Annotated in this window: 17 protein-coding genes and 1 tRNA gene; 8 read left to right on the plus strand and 10 right to left on the minus strand. The window is 44.3% G+C overall.

Translation table 11 applies throughout. The features are described 5' to 3' along the window. Positions 1 to 20: 20 nt before the first annotated feature. From AB4Z08_RS05250 to AB4Z08_RS05270, 5 genes are all read right to left on the minus strand, one after another. A complete protein-coding gene (locus AB4Z08_RS05250; protein ID WP_441572677.1) occupies positions 21 to 3,296 on the minus strand; it encodes a TonB-dependent receptor in 3,276 nt (1,091 codons plus the stop codon). A 209-nt stretch (positions 3,297 to 3,505) separates the two neighbouring features. Next, positions 3,506 to 4,672, minus strand: a complete 1,167-nt coding sequence (locus AB4Z08_RS05255) for a FecR family protein (protein ID WP_441572678.1) — start codon at positions 4,670 to 4,672, stop codon at positions 3,506 to 3,508. Between the two features lie 93 nt (positions 4,673 to 4,765). Further along, positions 4,766 to 5,356, minus strand: coding sequence for an RNA polymerase sigma factor (locus AB4Z08_RS05260; RefSeq protein ID WP_441572679.1), 591 nt, complete (start codon positions 5,354 to 5,356; stop codon positions 4,766 to 4,768). Between the two features lie 160 nt (positions 5,357 to 5,516). Further along, complete coding sequence (locus AB4Z08_RS05265) at positions 5,517 to 6,812, minus strand: hypothetical protein (RefSeq protein WP_441572680.1); 1,296 nt, start codon at positions 6,810 to 6,812, stop codon at positions 5,517 to 5,519. Then, positions 6,769 to 9,252, minus strand: a complete 2,484-nt coding sequence (locus AB4Z08_RS05270; protein WP_441572681.1) for a DUF2339 domain-containing protein — start codon at positions 9,250 to 9,252, stop codon at positions 6,769 to 6,771. Before AB4Z08_RS05270 ends, AB4Z08_RS05265 begins: the two co-directional genes overlap by 44 nt. 456 nt (positions 9,253 to 9,708) lie before the next feature. Here AB4Z08_RS05270 and AB4Z08_RS05275 point away from each other — a divergent pair, with 456 nt between their 5' ends. Continuing rightward, the gene (locus AB4Z08_RS05275; RefSeq protein ID WP_441572682.1) at positions 9,709 to 10,605 is read left to right on the plus strand and encodes a glycerophosphodiester phosphodiesterase family protein; all 897 of its coding nucleotides are present in this window, start codon (positions 9,709 to 9,711) and stop codon (positions 10,603 to 10,605) included. 55 nt (positions 10,606 to 10,660) lie between these two features. Here the strand turns inward: AB4Z08_RS05275 and AB4Z08_RS05280 are convergent, their stop codons facing one another. From AB4Z08_RS05280 to AB4Z08_RS05295, 4 genes are all read right to left on the minus strand, one after another. Beyond that, entirely contained in the window at positions 10,661 to 11,284 is a 624-nt protein-coding gene (locus AB4Z08_RS05280; RefSeq protein ID WP_441572683.1) for a hypothetical protein, read from the minus strand. Next, a complete protein-coding gene (locus AB4Z08_RS05285) occupies positions 11,274 to 11,777 on the minus strand; it encodes an RNA polymerase sigma factor (protein ID WP_441572684.1) in 504 nt (167 codons plus the stop codon). Before AB4Z08_RS05285 ends, AB4Z08_RS05280 begins: the two co-directional genes overlap by 11 nt. Positions 11,778 to 11,788: 11 nt before the next feature. Beyond that, positions 11,789 to 12,661 carry a TraB/GumN family protein gene (locus AB4Z08_RS05290; protein ID WP_441572685.1) on the minus strand — a complete coding sequence of 291 codons (873 nt, stop codon included), beginning with the start codon at positions 12,659 to 12,661 and terminating at the stop codon, positions 11,789 to 11,791. 152 nt (positions 12,662 to 12,813) lie between these two features. Continuing rightward, entirely contained in the window at positions 12,814 to 13,929 is a 1,116-nt protein-coding gene (locus AB4Z08_RS05295) for a suppressor of fused domain protein (protein WP_441572686.1), read from the minus strand. A gap of 96 nt (positions 13,930 to 14,025) precedes the next feature. On the opposite strand from AB4Z08_RS05295, the gene AB4Z08_RS05300 reads away from it, so the two are divergent. After that, complete coding sequence (locus AB4Z08_RS05300) at positions 14,026 to 14,796, plus strand: NIPSNAP family protein (protein ID WP_441572687.1); 771 nt, start codon at positions 14,026 to 14,028, stop codon at positions 14,794 to 14,796. A 43-nt stretch (positions 14,797 to 14,839) separates the two neighbouring features. Here AB4Z08_RS05300 and AB4Z08_RS05305 read toward each other — a convergent pair whose 3' ends face one another. Next, entirely contained in the window at positions 14,840 to 15,745 is a 906-nt protein-coding gene (locus AB4Z08_RS05305) for a LysR family transcriptional regulator (protein WP_441572688.1), read from the minus strand. A 104-nt stretch (positions 15,746 to 15,849) separates the two neighbouring features. Here AB4Z08_RS05305 and AB4Z08_RS05310 point away from each other — a divergent pair, with 104 nt between their 5' ends. From AB4Z08_RS05310 to AB4Z08_RS05335, 6 genes are all read left to right on the plus strand, one after another. Beyond that, positions 15,850 to 16,644, plus strand: coding sequence for an SDR family NAD(P)-dependent oxidoreductase (locus tag AB4Z08_RS05310; RefSeq protein ID WP_441572689.1), 795 nt, complete (start codon positions 15,850 to 15,852; stop codon positions 16,642 to 16,644). Positions 16,645 to 16,906: 262 nt separating this feature from the next. After that, positions 16,907 to 17,830, plus strand: a complete 924-nt coding sequence (locus AB4Z08_RS05315) for a family 2A encapsulin nanocompartment shell protein (protein WP_441572690.1) — start codon at positions 16,907 to 16,909, stop codon at positions 17,828 to 17,830. Further along, a complete protein-coding gene (locus tag AB4Z08_RS05320) occupies positions 17,817 to 19,466 on the plus strand; it encodes a family 2A encapsulin nanocompartment cargo protein cysteine desulfurase (protein ID WP_441572691.1) in 1,650 nt (549 codons plus the stop codon). The genes AB4Z08_RS05315 and AB4Z08_RS05320 overlap by 14 nt, the downstream gene beginning before the upstream one ends. Before the next feature lie 267 nt (positions 19,467 to 19,733). Next, positions 19,734 to 19,805, plus strand: a tRNA-Met gene (locus AB4Z08_RS05325). Between the two features lie 142 nt (positions 19,806 to 19,947). Further along, positions 19,948 to 20,382, plus strand: coding sequence for an inner membrane protein YiaA (yiaA, locus tag AB4Z08_RS05330; protein ID WP_441572692.1), 435 nt, complete (start codon positions 19,948 to 19,950; stop codon positions 20,380 to 20,382). 1,048 nt (positions 20,383 to 21,430) lie between these two features. After that, a complete protein-coding gene (locus AB4Z08_RS05335; protein WP_441572693.1) occupies positions 21,431 to 24,409 on the plus strand; it encodes a SusC/RagA family TonB-linked outer membrane protein in 2,979 nt (992 codons plus the stop codon). Positions 24,410 to 24,417 lie beyond the last annotated feature (8 nt).

Raw genomic sequence — 24,417 nt, forward strand, 5'->3', positions numbered from 1 at the left:
TGGAACCGTTTGATAATGATTTAAAAACTAAGCGAAAAACCGCCCGTAATAGTTTTAGCATTCGGATAAGAACCGTAGTCAATACCCTGGCGGAAGTCTCCTGCGGAAGAATTGGCTTCCGGATCTATACCGCTATAATCTGTAATCGTGAGGAGGTTGGTGGCGCCAATGAAAACCTTGATGGCGGCAATGTTCCGTATAGCAGATTTAGGGAATTCATAGGACAGACTGATATTCTTCAACCGTATAAAATCTGCCTTTTCCAGGAAACGGGTAGATTGCGTGAAGTTCCTGTTGGTAGTACTGAAAGCCGGAATATTCGATGTTTCATTTACACCCGGAATGTACCGGTCTTTGATCTGGCGCAGGGTAGCTTCCCTGGCATCGCCGCCATAGTACATGGTTGCGGCATTGTTATAGTTCAGGCGATCGAAACCAAACATACCCTGGAAGAATATATTGAGGGAAAAATGTTTGTAAGAAACCGTGTTATTCCAACCTACAGATGTTTTAGGAATACCGGTGCCGATCACGCCATAATCATTGGCATCTATCACACCATCTGCTTTCAGATCCAGGTACCTGGAATCGCCGGGTTTAGCCCCAAATTTGGCCGCTTCTGTTGCTTCCGACGGTTTCCATGTACCGAGGTACGTAAGGCCCCAAATAGCCCCTAATGGCTGACCAGGCATCACCACAAATTCAGATTGAGGCGACATACCGGAACCGATCTTACGGTTATTGGGATCAAACAGAATGGTTTTACCGGCGCCAATAGACACTACATTATTTTTAATGAAGGAAACATTCACGGCGGTATTCCACTTCACGAATCTGTCATTAACTACATCTGCGTCCACAGCTACTTCCCAGCCTTTATTCCGCACAGTACCCACATTTCGGGTGATCACATTTCCGCCAAGGTAAATAGGCAAAGTTTCATTCAGCAACAGGTCACGGGTATTTTTCTCAAAATAATCTGCGCTCACATTAATCCGCCCTTTTAAAAATCCGATATCCAATCCAATGTTTTGTTGCTCAGTGGTTTCCCACTTCAGGTCAGGGTTACCAATATTGCCCAATACAATACCATTCAGGAAAGTGGAGTTGGTAAATGAGGCTATCCTGTTGGAGTAAGCGGAGAAGGTACTGTAAGGACCTACGCCTTCACTTCCTGTTAATCCCCAGCTGCCGCGTAATTTCAGGTTACTGAATAATTGCTGGTCTTTCATGAAAGGTTCTTCAGAAACGATCCAGCCTGCGGACACAGAAGGAAAATAACTGAACTTATTTTTCCCAACGAATTTGGAAGATCCATCTCTGCGAATTACGGCGGAGAGCAGATACCTGTCTTTAAATCCATAGTTGATGCGGCCCATTAAAGAAAAGATGCTCCATTTTGAATAGCCGGAACCCGGACTGCTGGCTGTTCCCAACCCCAGGTTATTCCATTGAAAACTTTCATAGGTGAGATTGGACGCACCGGCAGATACATAATTATAAGTGGATTGCTGGTACTCCGCTACAGCGGTAACATCCAGACTATGATCATTAAATATCTTCTTGTAGTTCAGCGTGTTGGTGTTCTGTAAACGGATCTCTTTGTTAGATCTGATACCTGCTGTGGCCGTGCCGGAGTTCACCACTTTCCCGGTAAAACTCTTATCGTCATATCCCAGGTAGTTGGCGCCGTATTGCAGGTTCAGGGATAGTCCGGGTACAATGACATCATCGAATTTAAATCCACCGATCAGGTTTGCCAGCATTCTTTCCCGCACTGCCAGCTGTTCTGTAGTGATGGCCACCGGGTTAAAGAATACTGAACTCACAGGATCTGTGACGGTGTAGGTACCATCTGCTTTCCTTACCGGCACTGTAGGCGACCAGGTAATGGCCTGTGCAAGCGGGCTATGGGGGCCATCTGCAGGAATATCTATATTCAGGGCATCACTGTAAGAACCTGTGATATTGAGCAGCGCGGTAATCTTGTTGGTGAGTTTTGAATTAATGTTCGACCGGATGGTGTAACGTTTGAATGAGGAATTATTAATCACGCCATCCTGGTTAAGATAATTACCGGAAATGAAGTAGCCGGTTTTATCGTTACCACCGGAAAGACTCAGCATATACTCTTGCCCAAAGGCACGTCTGAATATTTCATCCTGCCAGTTGGTACCGCCTTTTGCAGCAATCTCTTTTAGTTGCGCATCAGAGAAAGGCAATGCGGTACCAATGGCGGCAGCATGCGCATTGGCGGTTTGCGCAAATTCTGACGCATCCAGCAGGTCTAATTTCTTAATCACTTCTGAGGAAGACAAGCGGGTAGAAACATTCACTTTCAAACCACCTTTACTGCCTTTTTTGGTGGTTACGATAATCACACCATTAGAACCACGACTGCCATAAATAGCAGTAGCAGAGGCATCTTTGAGCACCTGTACAGATTCAATATCATCCGGATTGATGGCAAAAAACTCTGCACCAACAAATCCATCCACTACATACAGGGGGCTGTTATCACCGTTAATGGAGTTGGTACCGCGGATACGGATCCTGACACTTCCACCGGGTGAACCAGCAGCATTGGTGACCTGTACACCTGGTGCTCTTCCCTGTAATACCTGGTCCAGGCGATTAACAGGCTGCCCTTCAAAATCTTTTGCAGAGATAGAAGAGATAGCGCTGGTAACGGACCTTTTCTTTTGTTCTCCATATCCTACTACTACCAGTTCCGTCATCTTTGATGCTGCTGGTTGCAACGTAATATCCAGGTATTGCCTGCCATTTACGCTTACTTCCTGCCGGTCAAAACCGATAGAAGAGATCACCAGTATAGCATTACTGTTCGGCACCGCAATTTCAAATGCGCCCTGATCATTAGTCATCACACCTTTCGCCGTGCCTTTCAGTTGAATGGTAATACCTGGAAGTGGTTCTCCTTTATCATTCAGTACTTTTCCTTTTACGATGATATCTGCTACCCGTTCTGCTGTTTCCACCATTGCTTTTCTTTTAACAATGATTGTTTTATCAGAAATAACATAGGTAAGGGATTGATTTTCGAAACATAGGTCCAGGGCAGTTTTCAGGGGAACATTTTTCACCTGCATACTCACGTTATGCGCTTGTTCCATTTGTTCGCTGGTACAAAGAAAAGCATAGCCCGTTTGTTTCCTGATTTCCCGGAAAATTTTTTCAAGAGATACATTCCGTTGGGAAATGGATACGGTTTGTGCATATCCTGTCGCATGTCCCTGCGTGAGGGCTATGGTCATTAAAAGCACTATCAGTTTCATGATCCGTAAAATTTTTGCTGACAATCGCGAAAAACGTTCTTGACTCCATATCACACGGGGAGCCCTGCTTTGGAAAAAAAGCCTTAAATACATACATTTGTATGGTTTGGGTAAATGAAAAATGATTGCTGAAACGATTATGGTTTATAGACCCTTACTTACCGGGAGTGCTTCGAACCACTTCCGGTTTTTTAGTCTTTATGTTGGTTTTATGGTGATACGATGATTTGGTGCTCCTTGATTTCAAAATGTACTTCTCCTGTTAATTCCATCATTTTCAGTACCTGGGATATAGGTACATTCCTCGGGATAATGCCTCTGAAGTGCGCAGGCACATTACTTTTGTATATGACATCTACATTGTACCAGCGGGCAATTTGCCGCATCACGGCGTGGAGGTCGTTTCCTTCCAACTGAATATATCCGTTCTTCCAGGCAATGGCTTCTTCCGTATCTACGTCTTTCAACAGCGCCAGCATGCCGCTGTTCCGGCTAAGATGCGCTGCTTCTCCGGGAGCCAGTCGTTTACTATTACCGTCCTTATTTACTTTCACGGCGCCTTCCAGCAAAGTTGTTTTAATCTGTGCTTCATCAGCATACGCCATGATGTTGAAATGTGTGCCTAATACCTGTACTTCCAGGTCTTCCACTTGCACGGTAAAAGGCATGGCGGCATTTTTCGCCACTTCAAAATAGGCTTCACCGGTGAGTTGTACTTTTCTTGTATGTCCTGCAAAGGTGGCCGGATAGCGTAATGTGCTGGATGCATTCAGCCACACACGGGTACTGTCCGGTAAAGTAAGCTGGTATTGGCCGCCGCGGGGCGTCGAAATTTTATTGAAGAGTAAAGTGGTGTTGGGATTTTCTTTTTCCGAAGAACGATACAACAGCTGCCCGCCGGCAGATTTGACTACCTGCGTTCCTGCCTGTTGCGCAAGGGTACCATTGGCCGCGCTATCCAATGATATCTCCGTTCCGTCTGCCAATGTAAGTATTGCTTTATTTCCGCCTGGCTGGATATCTGTATTTTTCTTTTGTGCTACCACCGGCACTTTTGTAGTAGGGCGCTGTTGCAGGAGGAAATAACTGCTTATGCTGATAAAGGCCAGCACTGCCGCTGCTGCTACCCAGCTCCACGTCCGCATGCGTACCACCTTCGGACGATCTGCCCGCAGGATATTATCCGCCAGCTGATCCCAATTGAGGGGAGCATCCACCGGAACCGGGGATACATGCAGCAGTTGCTCAATCTGAGCAGCAAGCACGCCGGTACTGTCTTCCAACATAAGATCAGACAGTTCCCGCAACTCTTCGGCGGTAGCGGATTGATTTTCAACCTGGTGAATAAGGTACACCAGGCGTTCGTGGATGATCAATTGGTATCGTTTTTCAGTTTAACGTGGTAATTTCTCTCTACCTAACAGACGCATAACAGAACATTTAGGACCTACTACTATTTAAAAAAATTTCTATTGGCCGTAAAACAGCCACAGCAGCCAGAATGGTATTATATATCCAGCCCCCTCCAGGTGCTTACGGATAGCATGAAGAGACCTTACGAGCGAATTTTTAACGGTGCTGGGAGACAGCGACAACTCTTCCGCTATTTCCGGGATCTTCAATCCCTTCTCCCGGCTCAGTAAATAAATACGCTTTGCCTGCGGAGGCAATTTATGCACGGCTTCTCCAATCAGGCGCAACGTAGCCGTAAAGGCTACTGCCTCCTCTGTGGCACTATGCATATCGGGATCTGCCCCCATCGCATCCATCGCTTTGTGGCGCACTGCCTGATGCCGTAAGTAACTAAAAGATTGATGAAATAAGATGCGCAACATCCAGGACCGCGGATTTTCAATACCGGGCAATTTATCCCGGCTCATCCACACCCGCAGAAAGGTTTCCTGGATAATATCTTCCGTTACAGCCGTCGTTTTGGTAAGATGGATCACTAAAGGCTGAAACTGCGGACCATACGTATAAAAGAGTTGCCTGAAGGCCGATTCATCGCCTTCAGAGATCAGCTGGAATAGTTCTCTGTCGCTGTATAGGTGGTCGTGCATGCGCTGGTAAGCCTGGTAGTGGAATGTTAGTGTGAATAGCAGACTAATGTAGGAAAAATAAATTATAGTTCGTCGTATCTCGTAAAATGTAAAAGGATGGCTAAAAGTTCACAAAATGTAAACGCTTAGCCACCCTTTCTCTTAAATATCCTGTGTACAGCTATTGCTTTCCCTGCATTTCTTTGAGCATTTTAAACGCAATAAACACCAGGAAAACGGCGATTGCGATAATCCCCAACCATATCCACCATTTGCTTTTAAACACAGTGGGCGTCGCTTCTGCTGTTACTGCTACCGCGATATTAACAGGCTGCTCCGGCTGGATCAGCGGAATATTGGCGGGGACACTATCCTTAAAATAAGCCAGGTCGTATACCGGTGCGGGCAAATTAACATCACCGCCTTTGACCAGGTAAGACTGGCCCTGTTGCAGGCTGGCCGTAAGCCAGATCGTTTGCTGCCAGGCACTCACAGCACCGAATTGCAATGGCGGATTATCATCATTCTGCACCACCAGTAAAAGCCGCCTGTAATTGCCGGGGCTCGGCAAAACCACCTGTGCAGGCTGATCTGAAGATAGCTCGAAGGAAGCAATATCCTCCGGTTGGATAATCGTCTTTTTCCCGTCAAACAATTCCCTTTCCACCATCATCACTGCCCTGCGGCGATACAATGCCGGCGCGGTAATATTGAAAGACAACTTGTTGATCAGGTAAGGCTGGTCGAAGTTCAGTTGTACCCTGGTTTCACGCGGATACTTATCAACAGCGACTATACTTACTGTGGGAGCCGGCACCGGTGTATATTCCTTAGCGCGGCTGTTCGTGCGGTAACGACCAATCTTTTCAATAAATACCGGCGCACTGGTAGAATCGTCAATGATTAACTGGTACCAGGCATAGTTAGAAGAAGGAATACCAATTGTTTTTACCAGCGTAGTACTGGAAGAATCCTGCACTGCACTGGCCGGATCAAAAACAAAAGTATCCGTTACGCCATACCAGTTTTTATTATCGTTGCTACCACTAATACGCATGGTTTTAATTACGCGGGCATTTTTGAATACCATTTCAAAATGATCCAGCGTATATCCATTGGTGTTATGAAACACTATAGTGGAATTTTTTCCGGCCGAACGAATGTTATCCGTTACCTCAAAAGATTCAAAGCTGGATACATCATAGCCACCTACCTGTTCCTGCAGCAAATAAGGAACTTCTTTGCTGCCCTGGTAAATACGGAAATTGGGAGTAACATCATTGTTCAGCTTTGCTGCTACCGCCGGGGTCAGGGCAATATGATAAAATCCCGACTGTGCCACCGGGGGCAAAGCTGCCTGCCAGGTGAACTTTGCCCCCGGCTGTTGCGCAGTTACCTGCCCACCCGTCAGCAGTAACAGGAGAAGTATATATTTACTCATTGTTGTCCGGAACACTTTGTTGTTGTTGTTGATCATCTGCAAATAATATTTTTTTCAAACGCTGATACATAAACGAAATAATCAGCAGAATGACACCCAATGAAATGAAGGCAGCAATTTTTCCTCCTTCTCCCAAACCGGCAAAATCAAACAGGAATAATTTCAATAAGGTAAGTCCGAATACAGAAATGGAAATAATACGCACCGCCTTTGATTTCCAGCGCAGCCCGAGGTAAATCAACACAAAGGCAAATGCCCCCCACAGGATAGCATAACCAACCCGGTGGGTATTGTACAATGCGGCTTCGGCAGATGCACTATTCCCCGTAAATACTACCAGGTGATCCAGGCTGGCACTGATAATATATAAAATCACTGCGGAACTAATCCACTGGAATACCCGCTGATAGTCCTCCCGATTAAAGGAGGCCACTGTTTTCCACGCCTGGTAAATAAAACCTACCAGCAATACCATCAACAAATAGTGTGTGAAGAAATAAGCTGCCGGCGCTTTACCTGCCAGTACTTCTGTTCTTACATTGATGATAGCCGGGTTGTAATATATCGGGAATGCCAACACCAATACCAACGCAAGTCCCAGCAACGGCAACTGTGCCGAATCAAATTTATCGCGGCTGAAATACAGCAATACCGCTATAAACAGGTAATTATAAGCACCTGCCAATACCGGGGTCAATAGTTGGAAATAGTAATTACTCTGGTATAACAACTCCAGTAACAACACCACATAAATCAGGACCACTGAGAACAACATCAGGGCTGTCCGGTAAAAAGATACCGACAGATCTATGATAAAAGGTTTCTCCCGATCTTCTGCTTTACATAATTTTCTAAGTAAAAGCAAAGCAATTATGGCTACGGTGCCCGTTATAAAAGCCTTGTTAATGAAGGGCATAAAGTGACGCAGTGACCCAGCGTATAATTGGCTCCAGTCGAGCATCAGGCTGATGGTCATCAACGCCAATACAAGTACCGAAACATATTTCATCAGAACAATACCGGACTTCTGCCATAACCATAACAACAATACCGTTTCCGCTGCCCAGAATAAAGTAATATAGTTACCATGCAATTGTATAGGTGCAGTAAGACTCACAAAAGACAATACCAATCCTATCAGCAAAAATATCAAAGTACGATCTGCACGTTGATTACGGTAAAGACTATACGCAAAAACACAATTGAACACCGCCATCAAAGCCGTAAACAACCCCTGCCAGGTGTCGCCGCTCAATTCGTTCAGGATGCCCATGCCCGCAGCATAGTACAGGAAAGTATTGCTCAGCAGGATGCAGATATCGAGTGCATTAAAGGATTTCTTATTACGCACATTGTTAATCACATTCATGGCAAAAAACACGAAATAATATAATGTGCCATATACCAGGGCAACACCATAAGGCACCGGCTTAGCAGGATGGTCTTCCGTAAGATGATACGACACCCAGCCACCATACAATAATATAGTAGCGAGGTAACAAATGATATTTACAATATTCCACTTTTTATAATAGGCCAATACCAGCATTCCTATGTTCAGGATCAGGATGTATGTAAACAGCACCACCACATTTCCTTCGCCGGTGCTCACCATAAAAGGTGCGGAGAATCCGCCGATAATAGCAATGACCGCCAGCTCTTTCCTGTTGTAATTCAGCGATAACAATACAGTAAATGCGGTAATAAAAATAGTGAGTATAAAAGCCAACGCCTGACTGATCAGGTGATATTGATGAAAGGCAATTGTGATCGTAAAATAAAGTACAGACACTCCGCCTCCTACCAGCACAGAACTAAATGCGGCAAAGGTTTTGCGCATTTTGTAGGATAACCCGATTAATAAACCACCGCAAACTATGCCAATAAACGTACGGCCTATTTCATTGATCCAGTCTTTATCTATGGCATATTTCAGGAAAAAACCGATACCCAGTACCAACACGGCGATACCAATTTTATTAAACAGGTTCTCCCCAATGAATTTTTCAATATCCGGGTTCTTTTCCCAGAAGCCAGGTTTATCTGGTGCTGGTTCTTTATGTTTAGGTTCCAGATGCGCCAGCACATCCGGCGATACCGACCAGGTAGTAGCTTCCACGGCAGCAACGGGAGGTATCACGATTTCCGGTTCGGGAATATACGCTGGCTCAGGAATAGCGGCATCGGGCACCGGCTTAGGAGCTGGTTCCGGTTCCCTGAATATCACCTCCGGTTTCGGCGGCAACATGTCTTCCGGCGGCCTTACAGGCGGAGGCGCCGATGCCCGCGTTGAAACATCCAGGGCTTTTTCCACAACAGATGCTGGCAGGGATGGCGACTTTAATTCGAGTAACTGTTTTTGCAGGTCCATTATCTGGGCCTTTAAAACAAGTATAGAGGTAGCTGTTTCTCCTTTGAAGACTAACAACACAATGAAAATAGCCACCAGTAACAGAAAAGCGATCGTTTCGAACATATTTAACCGATAGGTATTGGATGAATAAAAGTTAACACTCCCTAAATATAAATTTTTAATCGGGAAGATGTTAATATATTGATATACAACCGACTATTCCCCAAGGCTTAACATGATAAGAAAATATTGCTCCATACCCCACTTAACATTAAAATAACCTTGTCGATTAATCATTTATAATTCACTTTGCATGATCCTGATCCATAAATAAACTGCTGCAATATTTATATCTAAATGCTCAACATTTCACTAGTAAAGGATAGAAACGAAAAAGCGTTTAAACAGCTATATAACCTGTTTCACATCAAACTATTTCACTGCTTCCTCAAAAGGAAACAAACTCCATGATATTGCACGACAAAACAATCTGCAAGCCACCCTTTCCGTTCATATCAATGAACTGACATCAATGGACAAATGTGGTTATTGAAATAATCTTAAAAAATCACTGTTGATATGAACCGTAGTTTAATTTTAACTTTATGTAGTACAATGCTGTGTAGTGCTGCCTTTGCACAACAATCGATCGATGTACAGGCACACCGCGGCGGTATGGCACTCATGCCGGAAAATACCATTCCCGCTATGCTCAATGCGGTGAAACTGGGCGCCAGAACACTGGAACTGGATTGTATCATTACCGCAGATAACAAAGTAGCCGTATCACATGATGCTTACATGTCGGCCGAATTTATGCGTAAGCCAGATGGATCAGATGTCACCAAAGCGGAAGAGAAAGGGCTTGCACTCTATAAAATGACCTACGACAGTATCCAAAAATATGATGCCGGTACCAAACCTCATCCCCGTTTTCCACAACAGGAAAAAATGATGGTTCATAAACCGTTACTGTCGGCCTTGATTGACAGCGTGGAAGCCTATGTAAAAGCGCATCACCTGAAACCGGTGTACTACAATATGGAAACAAAAAGTTCTCCGGATGGCGATGGTACCTACAATCCTGCACCAAAGGAATTTGTAGCACTGCTGATGCAGGTGATCAAGGAAAAGAAAATTACCGATAGGGTAATTATTCAATCTTTTGATATACGTACTTTACAGGTGTTGCATGAAACTTTTCCGAAGCAAAAAACAGCTTTACTGATTGGCAATAAAGACAGCTTTAACGCTAACCTGGAAAAGCTGGGATTCACACCAAACATCTACAGCCCTTACTACCTGCTGGTAACAGCTGACCTGGTAAAAGAAGCACATGCTAAAAAAGTAGCCGTACTTCCATGGACAGTAGATGAAGACAGTGATTTCAAAAAACTGATAGCAGATGGCGTAGATGGCATCATTACCAATGCACCGGATAAACTGATTAAAGTAGCTGGTAGCTACCAGCAATAATAAAGAAGGGTTGGTCATGTACAAATGACCAACCCTTCTTACTTTATTAAAAAGATTACTCGTTTTCTTTAAACTCGTCCAATACTCTCTTTATCTGATCCAGGTATCTTCCATAATAGCTTCTCACCCAAAGCTCTGTTATCACCATTATCAATAACACCACCAGCAAAAAGAGAACAACCAACGACACTGCTACCCCTTGCCGGGTGACAGCTATCTGAAATACGTCCTTCAATTTGCCATCCGGCTGACTCACTACATACAGGGCTGCCCCGATTAATGCCAGTGGAATTAACGTATAGGCGAATGATTTATACATTTCAATATTCAGCCTGGCTTCGTAATACAGTGCATATAAATGGTCCCTGGAGCGGAGTGTATTTGTACTAAGACGTTTATAGAAAAGATAAAATTTGAAAAAATAATACCCGGAAATAATCAGGGCTACAAAATACACCACATAAAAAGGTATTACCAATACCGGATTGAAATAGGTATACCTGGGTACAAATCCGATCACAACTAAAGCGAACAACTGTATGTAAAATTCATACTGCATGTTTGTGCGGATCTTCTCTATCGGCGTTTGCAAGGTTTTCAGCTGGTCTACACTGGAAGGTACTACTACATGATCCTCCTCTTCGCTGTTCCACGCTGATTTTATATCATCAAAATTCATAACCTTGTTGTTTAATCAGTTCTTTTAATTTGTCTTTTGCTCTGCTGAGCTTTGTTCTTGCATTGCCTTCTGAAATCCCCAGGTTCTCTCCTATTTCCTTGTGTGAATAGTTTTCGAGATGAAGGAAAACCAGCGCCTTTTCCAATCTTTCCAGTTTTTGTACCGCCTTGTAAAAGTGCGACAGTTGCAGTTCTTTGGTAGCCGTTACATTTTCTTCCATCGCAATATGCTCCGACATGATGTCAGTAACTGCCATTTTCTTTTTTTCTTTTTTGAAGAATACCAATGCTGTATTCAGTGCAACCCTGTACATCCAGGTAGAAAAGCGGCTTTGTTGCTGGAAGGAGTCAAAAGATTTCCATAATTGATAGATGATTTCCTGCGTTAAGTCCTGCTGATCATCTTCCGCATCCATGTACATTTTGGAAATCTTATGAATAATTCCTTTATGGATTTCAATCAGCTCAAGAAATTCCTTTTCCTTGCTTTTCAAAATAGGATGCTTTATTTCATAATAGGTTTAACCGTATAGCCTTTTGCTTTTAAGAGAGAGAGAATGCCAATAGATCCAGGCAGGTGCGCCGCTCCTACTGCAAAGAAGCTGCTTTCCTTCTTCATCATGGCAGGCATTTTTTCCGCCCAGTTATTATTTCTTTCTATCAGCATCCAGCGCATGGTATTTTCATCCATCAAATCCGGTTTGGTCATATACTTATATAGCCCATTAATATCTTCTGCTTTATACATAGCTACCATTTCCTTAGTCCCCACGGCTGCACTATCAAAGGATTTTACCTGTGATATGATTTGTGAATCCGTAAAGGCTTTGTTCAGAAACTCCATCTGCGCAACTACTTCTTCCAATACATTTCTATGCATATTCTTCTCTTTCGCCATTTTATCAAATGCTGCTTCAAAAGACTGCGGAACGGCGCAGGGAAATAATTTAACAGAGACCAGCGATAATACCATCGACAGCTTGAAATTATCCAACGCCTTCAGCGGCATTCCACATTTCAACTGCATAATAGAATCTACCGATGCATAGTCGGCAGCTGATAACTTTTTGCTGAGTGGCACGTCAGACATCATTTCTTTTTTTACTAAATTTCCCATTTCAGGATTAAAGATATCCGCTTCGAGTACCAGCTGAGATGATTGACCAAAAGCTTTTTTCACCTTATCCATTATCTTGAAATCACTGTCGCAGATCATGTGAATAGTACCATAGATATAGGAAGGTTTTTCCAATCCGTTACCACTCACTTCCCAGAGAAGCGATTTGTCAGATACGGATTGCTGCGCCTGCGCTTTGCCGGCAAATAAACTGGTTAATACAAACGTAATTGCTGCGATATTCCGGAAGATGATTTTCATATGCTTTTAAATTTCTTTTTAGGATTAGTAACCGGTGGAATCATTTCGTTACAGATTTTTCAAACTTTTTTTAGAAAAATCATAAAATAAAGGGTAGACAAGGAAAAGGCCTGCAATCAGCAGGCCTTAATGACTATATAAAAGTATATTTTTTATTCAAAAGGCAGTTCTGCTCTTTTTGTAACAACGTGATTCAGGTTATGATGAATCATTTTCTCCAGTAAATCATATCCTGCATTTGGTCGGAAGTGAGCAAACTCACGTTCCAGTTTGGTGATCGGTGATAACCAATACAGGTTTACTTTGTCGCCATATACTTCCGGTAGCTGAATGGCTGGTCCATTATATAAGGCTGCAGATATCACTACGCTTTCATAAGGCGCCGGCAGGTCTTCCGCGCTCACAGTATGCCCCTCTCCCAGCCAGGTAACCTGTTTCCATGGCCTGTCTGCCAGGCCGGACATTAATCCTGCCATGGTCATAATCTCTTTATCTGTGAAATCTGCTTTACTCACTGCCATGGCGAGTTCCATCCGGCGGAAACCGGGCGCCCGGTCGTTGTACAACAATTCTACCCAGGGCATAGGCCGTATGCTCACCCCCATGGTGAACAGGTATACCACGCCTTCTTTTTCAAATTTACCCAATGCCATAGGAGGCCACTGCCCGCCATCAATGGCGTAATACTGTTGAATAGGTCCGTATTCCGCCTCATAGGCAGTAATATATTTATCTTGTAAGACACCCCACGCCTGGGAAGTTTCATCAGACCACTCATTCCAGAAAGCCATTGCCTGATCTACCCGCTCATACATGGCATTAGCCCCGCGCTTGCCCAGTGGCATCAGGCGGTCATTTTCAGCAGCCCCTATACAATCCGCGGCATAGGCCACCGCATGTTCGTCATTATATAAACTCCAGCCGGGAATGACGCCCAATATTTCACCATCATACATCACCGCTGCACCATCGCCTTCTTCCATCCATATAATAGAAATACGTTCTTTCTCCAACGGTTCCTTTCCCTGCGGATGATTACAAAAAGCTGCTTCCAGCATAGGCGCCATCCCTTCCTTCATGGCGGCCACATCTTTCTTTTCCGGAGCTGCCTGCAAATTACGCAGCCAGCAGGGACGGGGAGAATATTTAGATTGAAGTAACTCTGAAGGATACAGGTAGAAATAAGCCACTCTGTCATCCTGCTCTACCACTGCATATAAAGTTCCTCGGTTATTAGGCTGGTCTATCAACATTACCGGCTCAGACATAATTACATTTTTTAAGATCGTTCAAAAGTAGTGCATTCAAACAGGACTATAAATCCTGATTTATTTGCTGTATTTTGTCAATTATACAATTATTTTATGATGAGATATTCCACTTTGTTATTGGCACTCCTGCTTTTAAGCACTACCACCCTGTTTGCAAAAGAGCGGCAATTTTACCAGATTAAAATCTATCACCTGAAAACAGCTGCTCAGGAAACGCTGGTAGACAACTACCTGGAAAAAGCGTATCTGCCTGCCCTGCATCGCGCTGGTATCAAAACAGCCGGTGTGTTTAAACCCGTTGTCACAGATACTGCCGATATCAGGATCTATGTATTCATTCCGTTCCAATCACTGGAGCAATTTGCAGGATTGGATAAAACACTGCAGGCAGACAAAACCTTACAGACTAACGGTGTCGACTATACGGATGCGGTATGGAATAATATTCCTTATACGCGTATTGAGTCTATTCTGTTGCAGGCATTCCCCGGCATGCCTGTACTGCAGGCCCCTTCGCTGCAGTCGCCCAAAAGTGAACGGGTATACGAATTACGCAGCTATGAAAGTCCCTCTGAAAAATACCATGTCAATAAAGTAAAGATGTTTAATACCGGAGATGAAATAGGCATCTTCAAAAATCTTAATTTCAATGCCGTTTTTTATGCCTCCGTTATTTCGGGTCCGCGTATGCCTAACCTGATGTACATGACGACCTTCAATAGTAAGGAAGACCGGGATGCACACTGGAAAGCCTTCAGCGCAGACGCAAAATGGAAAAGCCTGTCGGCACTGGAAGAATATGCACACAACGTATCCAAATCCGAGATCCTCTTTTTAAGACCTGCTGATTATTCAGATTTATAATAATTACCGGGTAGGTGGCTGCGGACAGTTATCTATCCGGTGGCTACACCGCTACTTCCTTACTGAACATCCTCCTGATTGCTTCAATATTCTGCGCAGTAGCCTTGGTTTTATCGTAAGCCAGGTAAATGGTATTGGTGGTAGGTTCATTACCGCTCCATAATAATTTGAGCTTCTTTTGCTGTACCAGGTCTTTCACCAGGTAATCAGAGGCAACCGTCACCCCTTCAATGTGCTGCATGGATTTCAATATAGAATTGAAATCAGGTACTGTAAACCGGGCCCGCATGGCAGGCCGCTTCTTAAAGTTATGCAGCCAGAACCGGCGGATGGCCAACAGATCACTGCTATAGGCGAACCAGTTTTGCGCCAGCATCCAGGCTTCTATGTTTTCCAGGTCCTCATTCCTGATATACTTCCTTAATGGCTGCGGATCTATATCCGGACTACCTACCAGCACAAATTTTTCAAAGAGCACCGGCTCCGAAATAATATTCTTTTCCATCACCGCACTCGTAGATACCACAAAGTTGAGGTCTCCCTTCAGCAGTTTCTGTACAAGGTCTTTGGTCAACCCGAACTCCACTACCAGGTTGGCGTCCCCAATCTGGTCCAGCTGGTTGGTTAGCCTCGCGTCAAAAAACTCTTTTGGCGCCCCAATAGTGATCAGCGTCATGCACCTGGCCACACAACTGCGGCTGAAGTCACCTTCTATTTTCTCCAGCTTCTCTACTGCCTCTATGATCTGGGTATAAAACAGCTGCCCGTAACTGGTGGGGACCATCTGCCTGGGCTTGCGCTCAAACAGCGGATGGCCAATATAGTTCTCCAATGCAGATAAGTGCTGACTCACATTTGGCTGTGAAATCAACAATTCCTGTGCGGCGCCTGTTAATGTACCTGACTGGTAGATGGCCTTAAAAGTCCGGTACCATTCAAAATTTACCATAGCATAAAAGTATAAATTTATTTATACTTAGAAATAAATCACATTATTAAATTTATAAATTAAGTGGCGGTAAATTTGCATCCTCAATACTAAATATTACAATTATGGATTTACAATTAAAGGGTAAAAGAGCGCTCGTCAGCGGTTCCACACAGGGAATTGGCTTCGCTATTGCCCTGCAACTTTTAAAAGAAGGTGCTACTGTTATTATCAATGGCCGCAGCACTGCCAGAATAAATGAAGCGATTGCAAAGTTAAAACAGGAGGTTCCAACAGCAGACGTGACCGGGGTAGCAGCCGATTTTTCGAATGCTGCCGAAGTACAACAGCTGCTGGATCAGGTAAAGGATGTGGATATCCTGGTAAACAATGCTGGTATTTTTGAGCCTAAACCTTTTGTGGAAATTACTGATGAAGAATGGCTGCGCTTTTTTGAAGTCAATGTACTCAGTGGCGTTCGTCTTTCCCGCTACTTCTTCCCTAAAATGCTGGCTAAAAACTGGGGCCGCATTATTTTTATCGCCAGCGAATCGGCCATCATGATCCCGGAAGAAATGATCCATTATGGCACTACCAAAACGGCGCAATTGTCTATCAGCCGCGGTTTGGCCGAATTAACCAAAGGCACGGATGTAACCGTCAACACCGTACTGCCCGGCCCCACCAAGTCAGAGGGGGTGGATGATTTCATCAAAAAATTAGCGGATGCAGACAATGTGAGCCAGGACCAGGCAGAAGCCGACTTCTTCAAAAACAAGCGTCCCAGCTCTCTTATCCAGCGTTTCGCTACCGTATCAGAAATAGCTAACCTGGTCACCTATGTAGCCAGCCCCCTTTCTGCCGCTACCAACGGCGCCGCACTCCGCGCTGACGGCGGTTTACTGAGAACTATTTTCTAATCTTTATATTTTTCTTTTCCCATCATCCCGCTATTTATAGCAGGAGATGGGAAACCTGTGTAATCATCTCACAAAAAAATAAGTACTCCAAACAGTCTCCGCGCTCGTCGCTATTATTGATGAATGATTAACGTGGATTTTTAATCAAAAAGACTTAATTTAACCCCTATTACACCCACCAGCAGGAAAAAAATGAGCCACCACACATTTTTTCCCTGTTTACAAAAACTTCATTTTTAAAAATTTCAAAAACTGACTCCCCATGGCAGATGAAATTCAACAAAAGGTCCAAACAGCACTTGGCGACGTAGCAGCAAGGCAACTGGCCATCGCTACGCGTACCGTACCACAGATGACCTCCATTACTCCGCGTTGGCTCACTAAGCTAATGAGCTGGATACCGGTAGAATCAGGTGTGTACCGCCTTAACAAAGTAAAGGATGAGAGCAATGTAACCGTAGATTGTTCCGGCAGGGATGAACGGGAACTGCCACAAACTTTTGTGGATTACATCGACAATCCCCGTGAGTACAATCTCAGCGCAGTTAACACTGTATTGGATGTACACACCCGTGTTTCAGACCTCTACAGCAAGCCTTACAACCAGATCAGTGAACAGTTGCGGCTGATTATTGAAACTATCAAGGAAAGGCAGGAAAGCGAATTAATCAACAACAGGGAGTATGGCCTGCTGCACAGTGTAGTGGCTTCCCAGCGGATTAAAACACGCACCGGCGCGCCTACTCCGGATGATCTGGATGAACTCATCACCAAAGTATGGAAGGAGCCAGGCTTCTTTTTGCTGCATCCGTTAACCATCGCTGCTTTTGGCCGCGAATGTACCCGCAGAGGCGTGCCTCCACCCACTGTTTCGCTGTTTGGCTCCCAATTTATTACCTGGCGCGGTATTCCGCTGATTCCGTCAGATAAGGTGCCTATTGAAAACGGAAAATCAAAAATCATATTATTGCGTACCGGCGAAAGCAGACAAGGGGTGGTAGGTCTTTACCAGCCTAATTTGCCCGGAGAACAATCCCCCGGACTGTCTGTACGCTTCATGGGTATTAACCATCAGGCCATTGCTTCTTATCTGGTTTCTCTTTACTGTTCACTGGCAGTGCTGGTAGATGATGCCATTGCTGTATTGGATGATGTAGAAATAGGCAAGTACCATGAATACAAATAATTTTAATACTGATGGATTACCGGACATTGCTGCATTGGAAAAGCTGGCTAACCAGTTATTTTCCTCCCTGCAATCCGGTAATGAGGTATTGCCACCGGCATACGCCTCTGCTGCCCCCATCCAGGACCCGCTGCTGCAACAGGGCAGTGTAACAGATGTTACACAGGCGCCTACCAGTTTACCGGACCCACATTTTTCCGGTAATGGTGGCATCCCCGCCTCTGTAGCTGGCAGTGGTATTTCTCCGTCTGCACTCTCCCAACATCCGGCGGCTTATGACCCGTCTTTTGAAAAGGAACTGCAGCGCGCACTGAAAAGTATTCCGGTATCATCGTATACTTCGCAACTGCCGTCACCCGGCACTTCGTACTATTTTTTACCGGAACAAAAAGCCGGCATCACCGGCGTTTCCCAGCCCCCGCTGGATGTAAATCTGATCAGGGCCGACTTTCCTATTTTGCAGGAACATGTGAACGGACGCCGGTTGATATGGCTGGACAATGCCGCCACCACGCAGAAACCGCGACTGGTAATTGATCGTATCAGTAGTTTCTACGAACACGAAAATTCCAATATTCACCGTGCAGCTCACGAACTGGCCGCGCGTGCCACAGATGCGTATGAAGGCGCCCGCGAAAAAGTAAGGGCCTTTCTCAACGCCGCTTCTGTCAATGAAATTGTTTTTGTACGCGGAGCCACCGAAGCCATCAACCTGGTGGCGAAAAGCTGGGGAGAACAGTTCCTGCAGACCGGCGATGAAATTATCCTCAGCCACCTCGAACATCACGCCAACATCGTTCCCTGGCAACAGCTGGCCAGCAAAAAAGGTTTGGTGATTAAAGTTATTCCGGTAGATGAAGACGGACAAATTATCCTGTCGGAATACCAGAAACTGCTCAGTGCTAAAACAAAGCTGGTCTCGTTTACGCAGGTATCGAATGCGCTCGGCACTGTTACACCGGCACAGCAGATAGTGGAGCTCGCACATCAGGCCGGCGCCAAAGTACTGGTAGATGGTGCACAGGCTGTATCTCATATGCGTGCAGATGTACAACGCCTGAACTGCGACTGGTACGTATTTTCCGGGCATAAAGTTTTTGGGCCTACCGGTATCGGCGTACTTTATGGTAAAGAAGCACTGCTCAATGAAACACAACCCTGGCAAGGTGGTGGCAATATGATTAAGGACGTTACTTTCGAACATACCCAGTATCATGCCGCCCCTGGCCGTTTTGAAGCAGGCACCGGTAATATAGCCGATGCCGTAGGACTGGGCGCCGCCATCGATTACGTAAATCATATAGGCATTGATGTTATATATCAATATGAACATTACCTGCTGGTATATGCTACACAATTGCTGAAAGATGTGCCAGGACTACGTTTAATAGGTACCGCCCCTGATAAAACCAGTGTGCTGTCTTTTGTTTTTAAAGACTATACTACCGAACAGGTAGGTGCTGCATTGAACCAGGAAGGCATTGCAGTAAGATCCGGTCACCACTGCGCACAACCCATTCTGCGCAGGTTTGGCGTAGAAAGTACGGTAAGACCATCACTGGCATTTTATAATAGTTGCGGAGATATTGACACCCTCGTAAATACATTATTACGTTTGCGCAGGAATAAAATTTAAGTATTTCAGGTAGATGATGGAATGATAAATGAGTTTATTTTCAACAATTCTTTTATCATTTCATCATCTTTAAAAAATATTTTTCACACACCAGCATCTCTGAATTACTTTTACAATATACCTCCAAACAAGCCACAGCAAACAATCACAAGCCATACCTCCTACAATAAAAAAATATCCAACCTCCTGAAACATGCGGCCACGCTCAGGAAAAACAATATTTAAATTTTGCAGTTTAATTTATTTACCTACATTTGCACTCCACATTGCGAGGTAGAGCAGAGGTAGCTCGTCGGGCTCATAACCCGAAGGTCAGTGGTTCGAATCCGCTCCTCGCTACAAAAAGTTAAAAGTCCTGAACACATTGTTCAGGACTTTTTTTATGCAAAATAAATAGTATTATTACAGCAGGCCTTCAATATGCACATCGCAATCTTGTTAGCCATCAACCCAATCCCATCAATAAAATTTGATTCAATCAATGAAACAAAAACCTTCTATGGCATTTATTGCAGCCTCCTGGGTAGCAGTATTTGCAGGTATCCTGGGCTTTATCATCGGCTTATGGAATGCCACCACTATGCAACTGAACGAAAAAGGTTATTACTTCACCGTTTTAATGTACGGCCTCTTTGCCGCCGTATCTGTACAAAAATGCGTAAGAGACAGAATCGAAGGTATCCCCGTTACCGATATCTATTATGGACTTAGCTGGGTATCTATGCTGCTCACCATCCTGTTGTTAACAGTAGGATTATGGAATGCAACCCTGGCTCCCAGTGAAAAAGGATTCTATGCTTTTGCATTTTTGCTCAGCGTTTTCGGTGCTATTACTGTACAAAAAAATACCCGCGATAGCCAGGCTGCGAAAGATAGCAACCCGGTTGCCAAAGAGACAGCTACTTCCGACTTTTAATTTCTTTCAACAGGGTGATAGCCACCCTGTTGACTTTCCCCATCCCTGCCCCATCAATTCCCACAAGAAAAAATAGGCCTCCCTTTTTCCGGAATACATAAATACTTTTCCTGATTCGCCGCCGCCCACAAGGATGGTACGGCTAATTTTGCGTGGCTCTTCTGGAATAACCAGTAATTTAAATCGAAGCATTCCTCATTCCAATAAGACAGCAAATCTTTTATCACCCAATGAAACGCATGTTCTTTTTATGGTCAGTCTGACGCTGATCGTTGTTAATGTCATCGCACAAAACAACACCGGCGCTATTAAAGGCACCATTACCACTTCCGATACATTGCAAACAAAGCCTTCAGCGGAATTCTGCTGAAGGCTTTGTTTTGTAATCTGTTATAATATATGGATTGCCTGCCAGCCTTAAAAAGGTCTGTGCCGGGAAATAATTTCCCGTTTTAAATAATCATGTGTGGACCCCTGTATTTCCGGGCATTCCAAAAAAAAATGTTAAAAATGATTTCATTTAATACAAATAAATATTACTTTTATTCCTGAAGAAGAGATAAAGTGCTACGTTTTTGAAACTTGTTATTGAAATAGAAGATTCCCTGAATCTTTTTTTTGGAAGCCATTGCTAAATCGATTTTTTAATACCTGACCCGATCGGTATTAGAAAGTCACTGCATCGCAAACCCGCGTGTATGAAAAAACTAAAAAAACAATACCTTGTTATGCCGGGGGATTTCCGGAAATGATTTTTTTAAACACTTGTTATTCTAATTGTTAGCTAAATCGATATTCTACTGAAGAATCAGTACTGTAAGGTATCGTGTAATTTTTGCTTATGCTACATCATTAGGGAAACCATTGCCAACCTGACCGGAAGCCAGGTGACGCTCTCCATTGGGAGGTATTTTACCATTTTATAAATCACTTAAATCGTACTCAATCGTATCAAAACTTTAAACAAATAGCCTGTAGGCTTATTGCTAAATCGTTTTTTCAATAGACCAGCCGGGCTTTTCTTATTAACCAACTTCAATAATTGTATATGCACAAACGATCCACGTTTTGGGCGGGGAGGGGTATTGCCAGTACTCTCCTGATGCTTCTTTCGCTCTTTGCCTTTTCACAGGGCAAAACTATATCCGGCAAAGTGACGGATGCCAACGATAAAACACCAATACCGGGTGTTTCTGTACAGATAAAAAATACCAGTTCCGGTACCATTACTAAAGCAGACGGAAGTTTCAGTCTGCAGGCACCGGAAAACAGTGTCCTGATATTCTCCTTTATAGGATATCAGCCACAGGAAGTACCTGCTGCTACAGGTGTACCCCTGAATGTAAAACTGGTCACCGCCTCCAAATCACTGCAGGATGTAGTCGTAGTGGGCTACGGCACACAAAAAAGAAATGAAGTAACCACCTCTGTAGCAACCGTGAAAGCGGAAAACTTTAACCAGGGCGGCTCCCGCTCTCCGATGGATCTGATCCAGGGTAAAGTAGCAGGTTTATCTGTTACCAGAACACAGGGAAACAATCCTAACAGTGGCGCCTCTATCCAGATCAGAGGCATCGGTTCCCTTTCCGGCGACAAAAATCCTTTAATCGTTATTGATGGTATTCCGGGCGGTAACCTGGACCTGTTGCAACAGGATGATATCGCCACTTTCGATGTATTAAAAGATGGTTCTGCTGCAGCTATCTATGGTACCAGGGGTAACAACGGTGTTATTCTCATCACCACTAAAAAAGGGAAAGCCGGTGATCCGCAATACACCTACTCTACCTATCTGCAAAGAGAAGCGGTCGCTAAAAGACCCAGCATCTTAAGCGCAGCGGAATATGTAAAAATTGCCGGACAGGATCAGAACAAGGGAGCGGATGTAGACATGTATGATCTGTTGCTGGACAAAAACAACCTCAGTCATTATCACAACTTCGCCGCTTCCGGTGGTACCGCCAACAGCAACTACCGTGCATCTCTCTACTATAACGATGCAAATGGTATTGCCCTTCAGAACGGCCGTAAACAATATGGTGGCCGGGTAAACGTAAATCAGACCGGATTACAGGGATTACTCACCATGCAGTTCAACCTGGCAGGTAACTTTAATAAAGCCAACCTGAATGGTGGCAACAGCGGCGGTGGCGACAACAAAGCCGGCAACGCGGGCGCCGATTTCGAACAGGCAGTACAACGCAATCCTACTGCGCCCATCTTTGGCCCGGACGGCAAATACATTGAAACAAATGGTTTCAATAACTATAACCCCCTGGCCCGCTTAAACCAGGAACTGTATGAAAGAGATCAGAAAACCTATTCCGGCGATGCACGTATAACGCTGGAGCCTATACGCGATCTGAAAATTTCTGCATTCGGCGCTATTGTCCGCGATGAATACAACGATCGCCAATATAAAAGTAAACTCTCCCGCTCTTCTATTCAGGACTATAAAGGAGGTGGCTACGCATATAAAGCCAATTCCGCAGCTATGGATAAAACCTTTGAAGCAACGGTTGACTATACAAAAACAATTCACTCAGATCATACCTTCAATGTGCTCGGTGGTTATAGCTACCAATATAGTACTCTGGAAAAATATGCGATGGACAACAACGGCTTCCTCACCGATGCATTCGAAGACTGGAACATCGCTGCCGGTAATGCACTGATTGACAAAACCCTCCCTGCTCCAAAGCAAAGCAGTAACAAAATAGATAATACACTGATCGCCTTCTTCGGCAGGATCAACTATAATTACAAACAAAAATATATGCTGCAGGCCATCCTGCGTCATGAAGGTTCTTCCCGCTTCGGTGCCAATAACAAATGGGGTAACTTCCCGGCAGTTTCCGCAGGATGGGTGATTTCAAAAGAAGCTTTCATGCAGGACCTGACAGTCATCAATAACCTGAAACTGCGTGCCGGATATGGTATTACCGGTAACCAGGGCATTCCCAGCTACCAATCCCTGCTCACCCTGGGAACAGGTGGCGCTTACATTCAATACGGTCAATGGATCCAGACTTATGGTCCCAACAAAAACCCTAACCCGGATCTGAAATGGGAAAAGAAAAAAGAATTCAACGTAGGCCTGGACTTCTCCCTCCTCAAAAACAGGCTAGGTGGTTCCATCGATGTATATAGCCGTAAAACACAGGATCTGTTGTTTAACTATACCGCGCAATTGCCTTCCAATATTCTTGATAACATCTTCACCAATGTAGGTGCTATCTCTAACAATGGTGTGGAAGTAGTCATCAATGCTGTACCAGTAAAAACAAAAGATTTCACCTGGAACAGTGACCTGACTTTTAACTCCCAACGGAATAAAATGGTCTCTTTTTCTAACCAGATATTTAAAACCACAGAGCAATACTTTGGAGATCTTCCCTCTCCGGGTAACCTTGGTTCCGCTATCCGCGTAGTCGAAGGTGGACCTTTGGGTACTTTCTTTGGATACCGTTATGCTGGTCTTACCAAAGATGGTAAATGGCAATTCTATAAAAAAGATGGCAGCATAGGAGATATCTCCACCGTTAATCCGGATGATAAAACTGTGATTGGAAATGGTATTCCTAAATACATGGCTTCCTGGAACAATACTTTCCGTTATAAAAACTTTGACCTGAGTATTTTCTTCCGTGGCAAATTTGGTTTCGATATCCTGAACCTGCAGGATATGTACTTCGGTAACAAAAAATGGGCACCAAACAACATGCTCAGTTATGCCATTGGCAAAAATGCCCAGCTGAATGCTGATCCACAGTTCTCCGATTACTACCTCGAAAAAGGAGATTTCGTTAAACTGGATAACATCACCCTGGGCTATAACTTCCAGCTGAAAACCAAATATATCCGCAGTCTGCGCGTATATGCCAGCGGGCGTAATATTGCTACCATCACCAAATACAGCGGTCTTGATCCTGAATTACAGGATACAGCCCTGGATTCCGGTATAGATGGCAGAGGGTTTTACCCACGTACCCGCTCCTATACTATCGGATTGAACCTTGGATTTTAAAAGCAGCA

This window comes from Chitinophaga sp. RAB17 (assembly GCF_052114225.1).
GTDB lineage: Bacteria > Bacteroidota > Bacteroidia > Chitinophagales > Chitinophagaceae > Chitinophaga.

Excerpts from the sequence above, each read along its gene's own strand:
- AB4Z08_RS05250 (WP_441572677.1), bottom strand. The coding sequence starts at position 3,296 with ATGAAACTGATAGTGCTTTTAATGACCATAGCCCTCACGCAGGGACAT.
- yiaA (WP_441572692.1), top strand. The coding sequence starts at position 19,948 with ATGAAACAAAAACCTTCTATGGCATTTATTGCAGCCTCCTGGGTAGCA.
- AB4Z08_RS05280 (WP_441572683.1), bottom strand. The coding sequence starts at position 11,284 with ATGAATTTTGATGATATAAAATCAGCGTGGAACAGCGAAGAGGAGGAT.
- AB4Z08_RS05275 (WP_441572682.1), top strand. The coding sequence starts at position 9,709 with ATGAACCGTAGTTTAATTTTAACTTTATGTAGTACAATGCTGTGTAGT.
- AB4Z08_RS05270 (WP_441572681.1), bottom strand. The coding sequence starts at position 9,252 with ATGTTCGAAACGATCGCTTTTCTGTTACTGGTGGCTATTTTCATTGTG.
- AB4Z08_RS05320 (WP_441572691.1), top strand. The coding sequence starts at position 17,817 with ATGAATACAAATAATTTTAATACTGATGGATTACCGGACATTGCTGCA.
- AB4Z08_RS05300 (WP_441572687.1), top strand. The coding sequence starts at position 14,026 with ATGATGAGATATTCCACTTTGTTATTGGCACTCCTGCTTTTAAGCACT.
- AB4Z08_RS05310 (WP_441572689.1), top strand. The coding sequence starts at position 15,850 with ATGGATTTACAATTAAAGGGTAAAAGAGCGCTCGTCAGCGGTTCCACA.
- AB4Z08_RS05295 (WP_441572686.1), bottom strand. The coding sequence starts at position 13,929 with ATGTCTGAGCCGGTAATGTTGATAGACCAGCCTAATAACCGAGGAACT.
- AB4Z08_RS05265 (WP_441572680.1), bottom strand. The coding sequence starts at position 6,812 with ATGATCAACAACAACAACAAAGTGTTCCGGACAACAATGAGTAAATAT.
- AB4Z08_RS05305 (WP_441572688.1), bottom strand. The coding sequence starts at position 15,745 with ATGGTAAATTTTGAATGGTACCGGACTTTTAAGGCCATCTACCAGTCA.
- AB4Z08_RS05335 (WP_441572693.1), top strand. The coding sequence starts at position 21,431 with ATGCACAAACGATCCACGTTTTGGGCGGGGAGGGGTATTGCCAGTACT.
- AB4Z08_RS05260 (WP_441572679.1), bottom strand. The coding sequence starts at position 5,356 with ATGCACGACCACCTATACAGCGACAGAGAACTATTCCAGCTGATCTCT.
- AB4Z08_RS05315 (WP_441572690.1), top strand. The coding sequence starts at position 16,907 with ATGGCAGATGAAATTCAACAAAAGGTCCAAACAGCACTTGGCGACGTA.
- AB4Z08_RS05290 (WP_441572685.1), bottom strand. The coding sequence starts at position 12,661 with ATGAAAATCATCTTCCGGAATATCGCAGCAATTACGTTTGTATTAACC.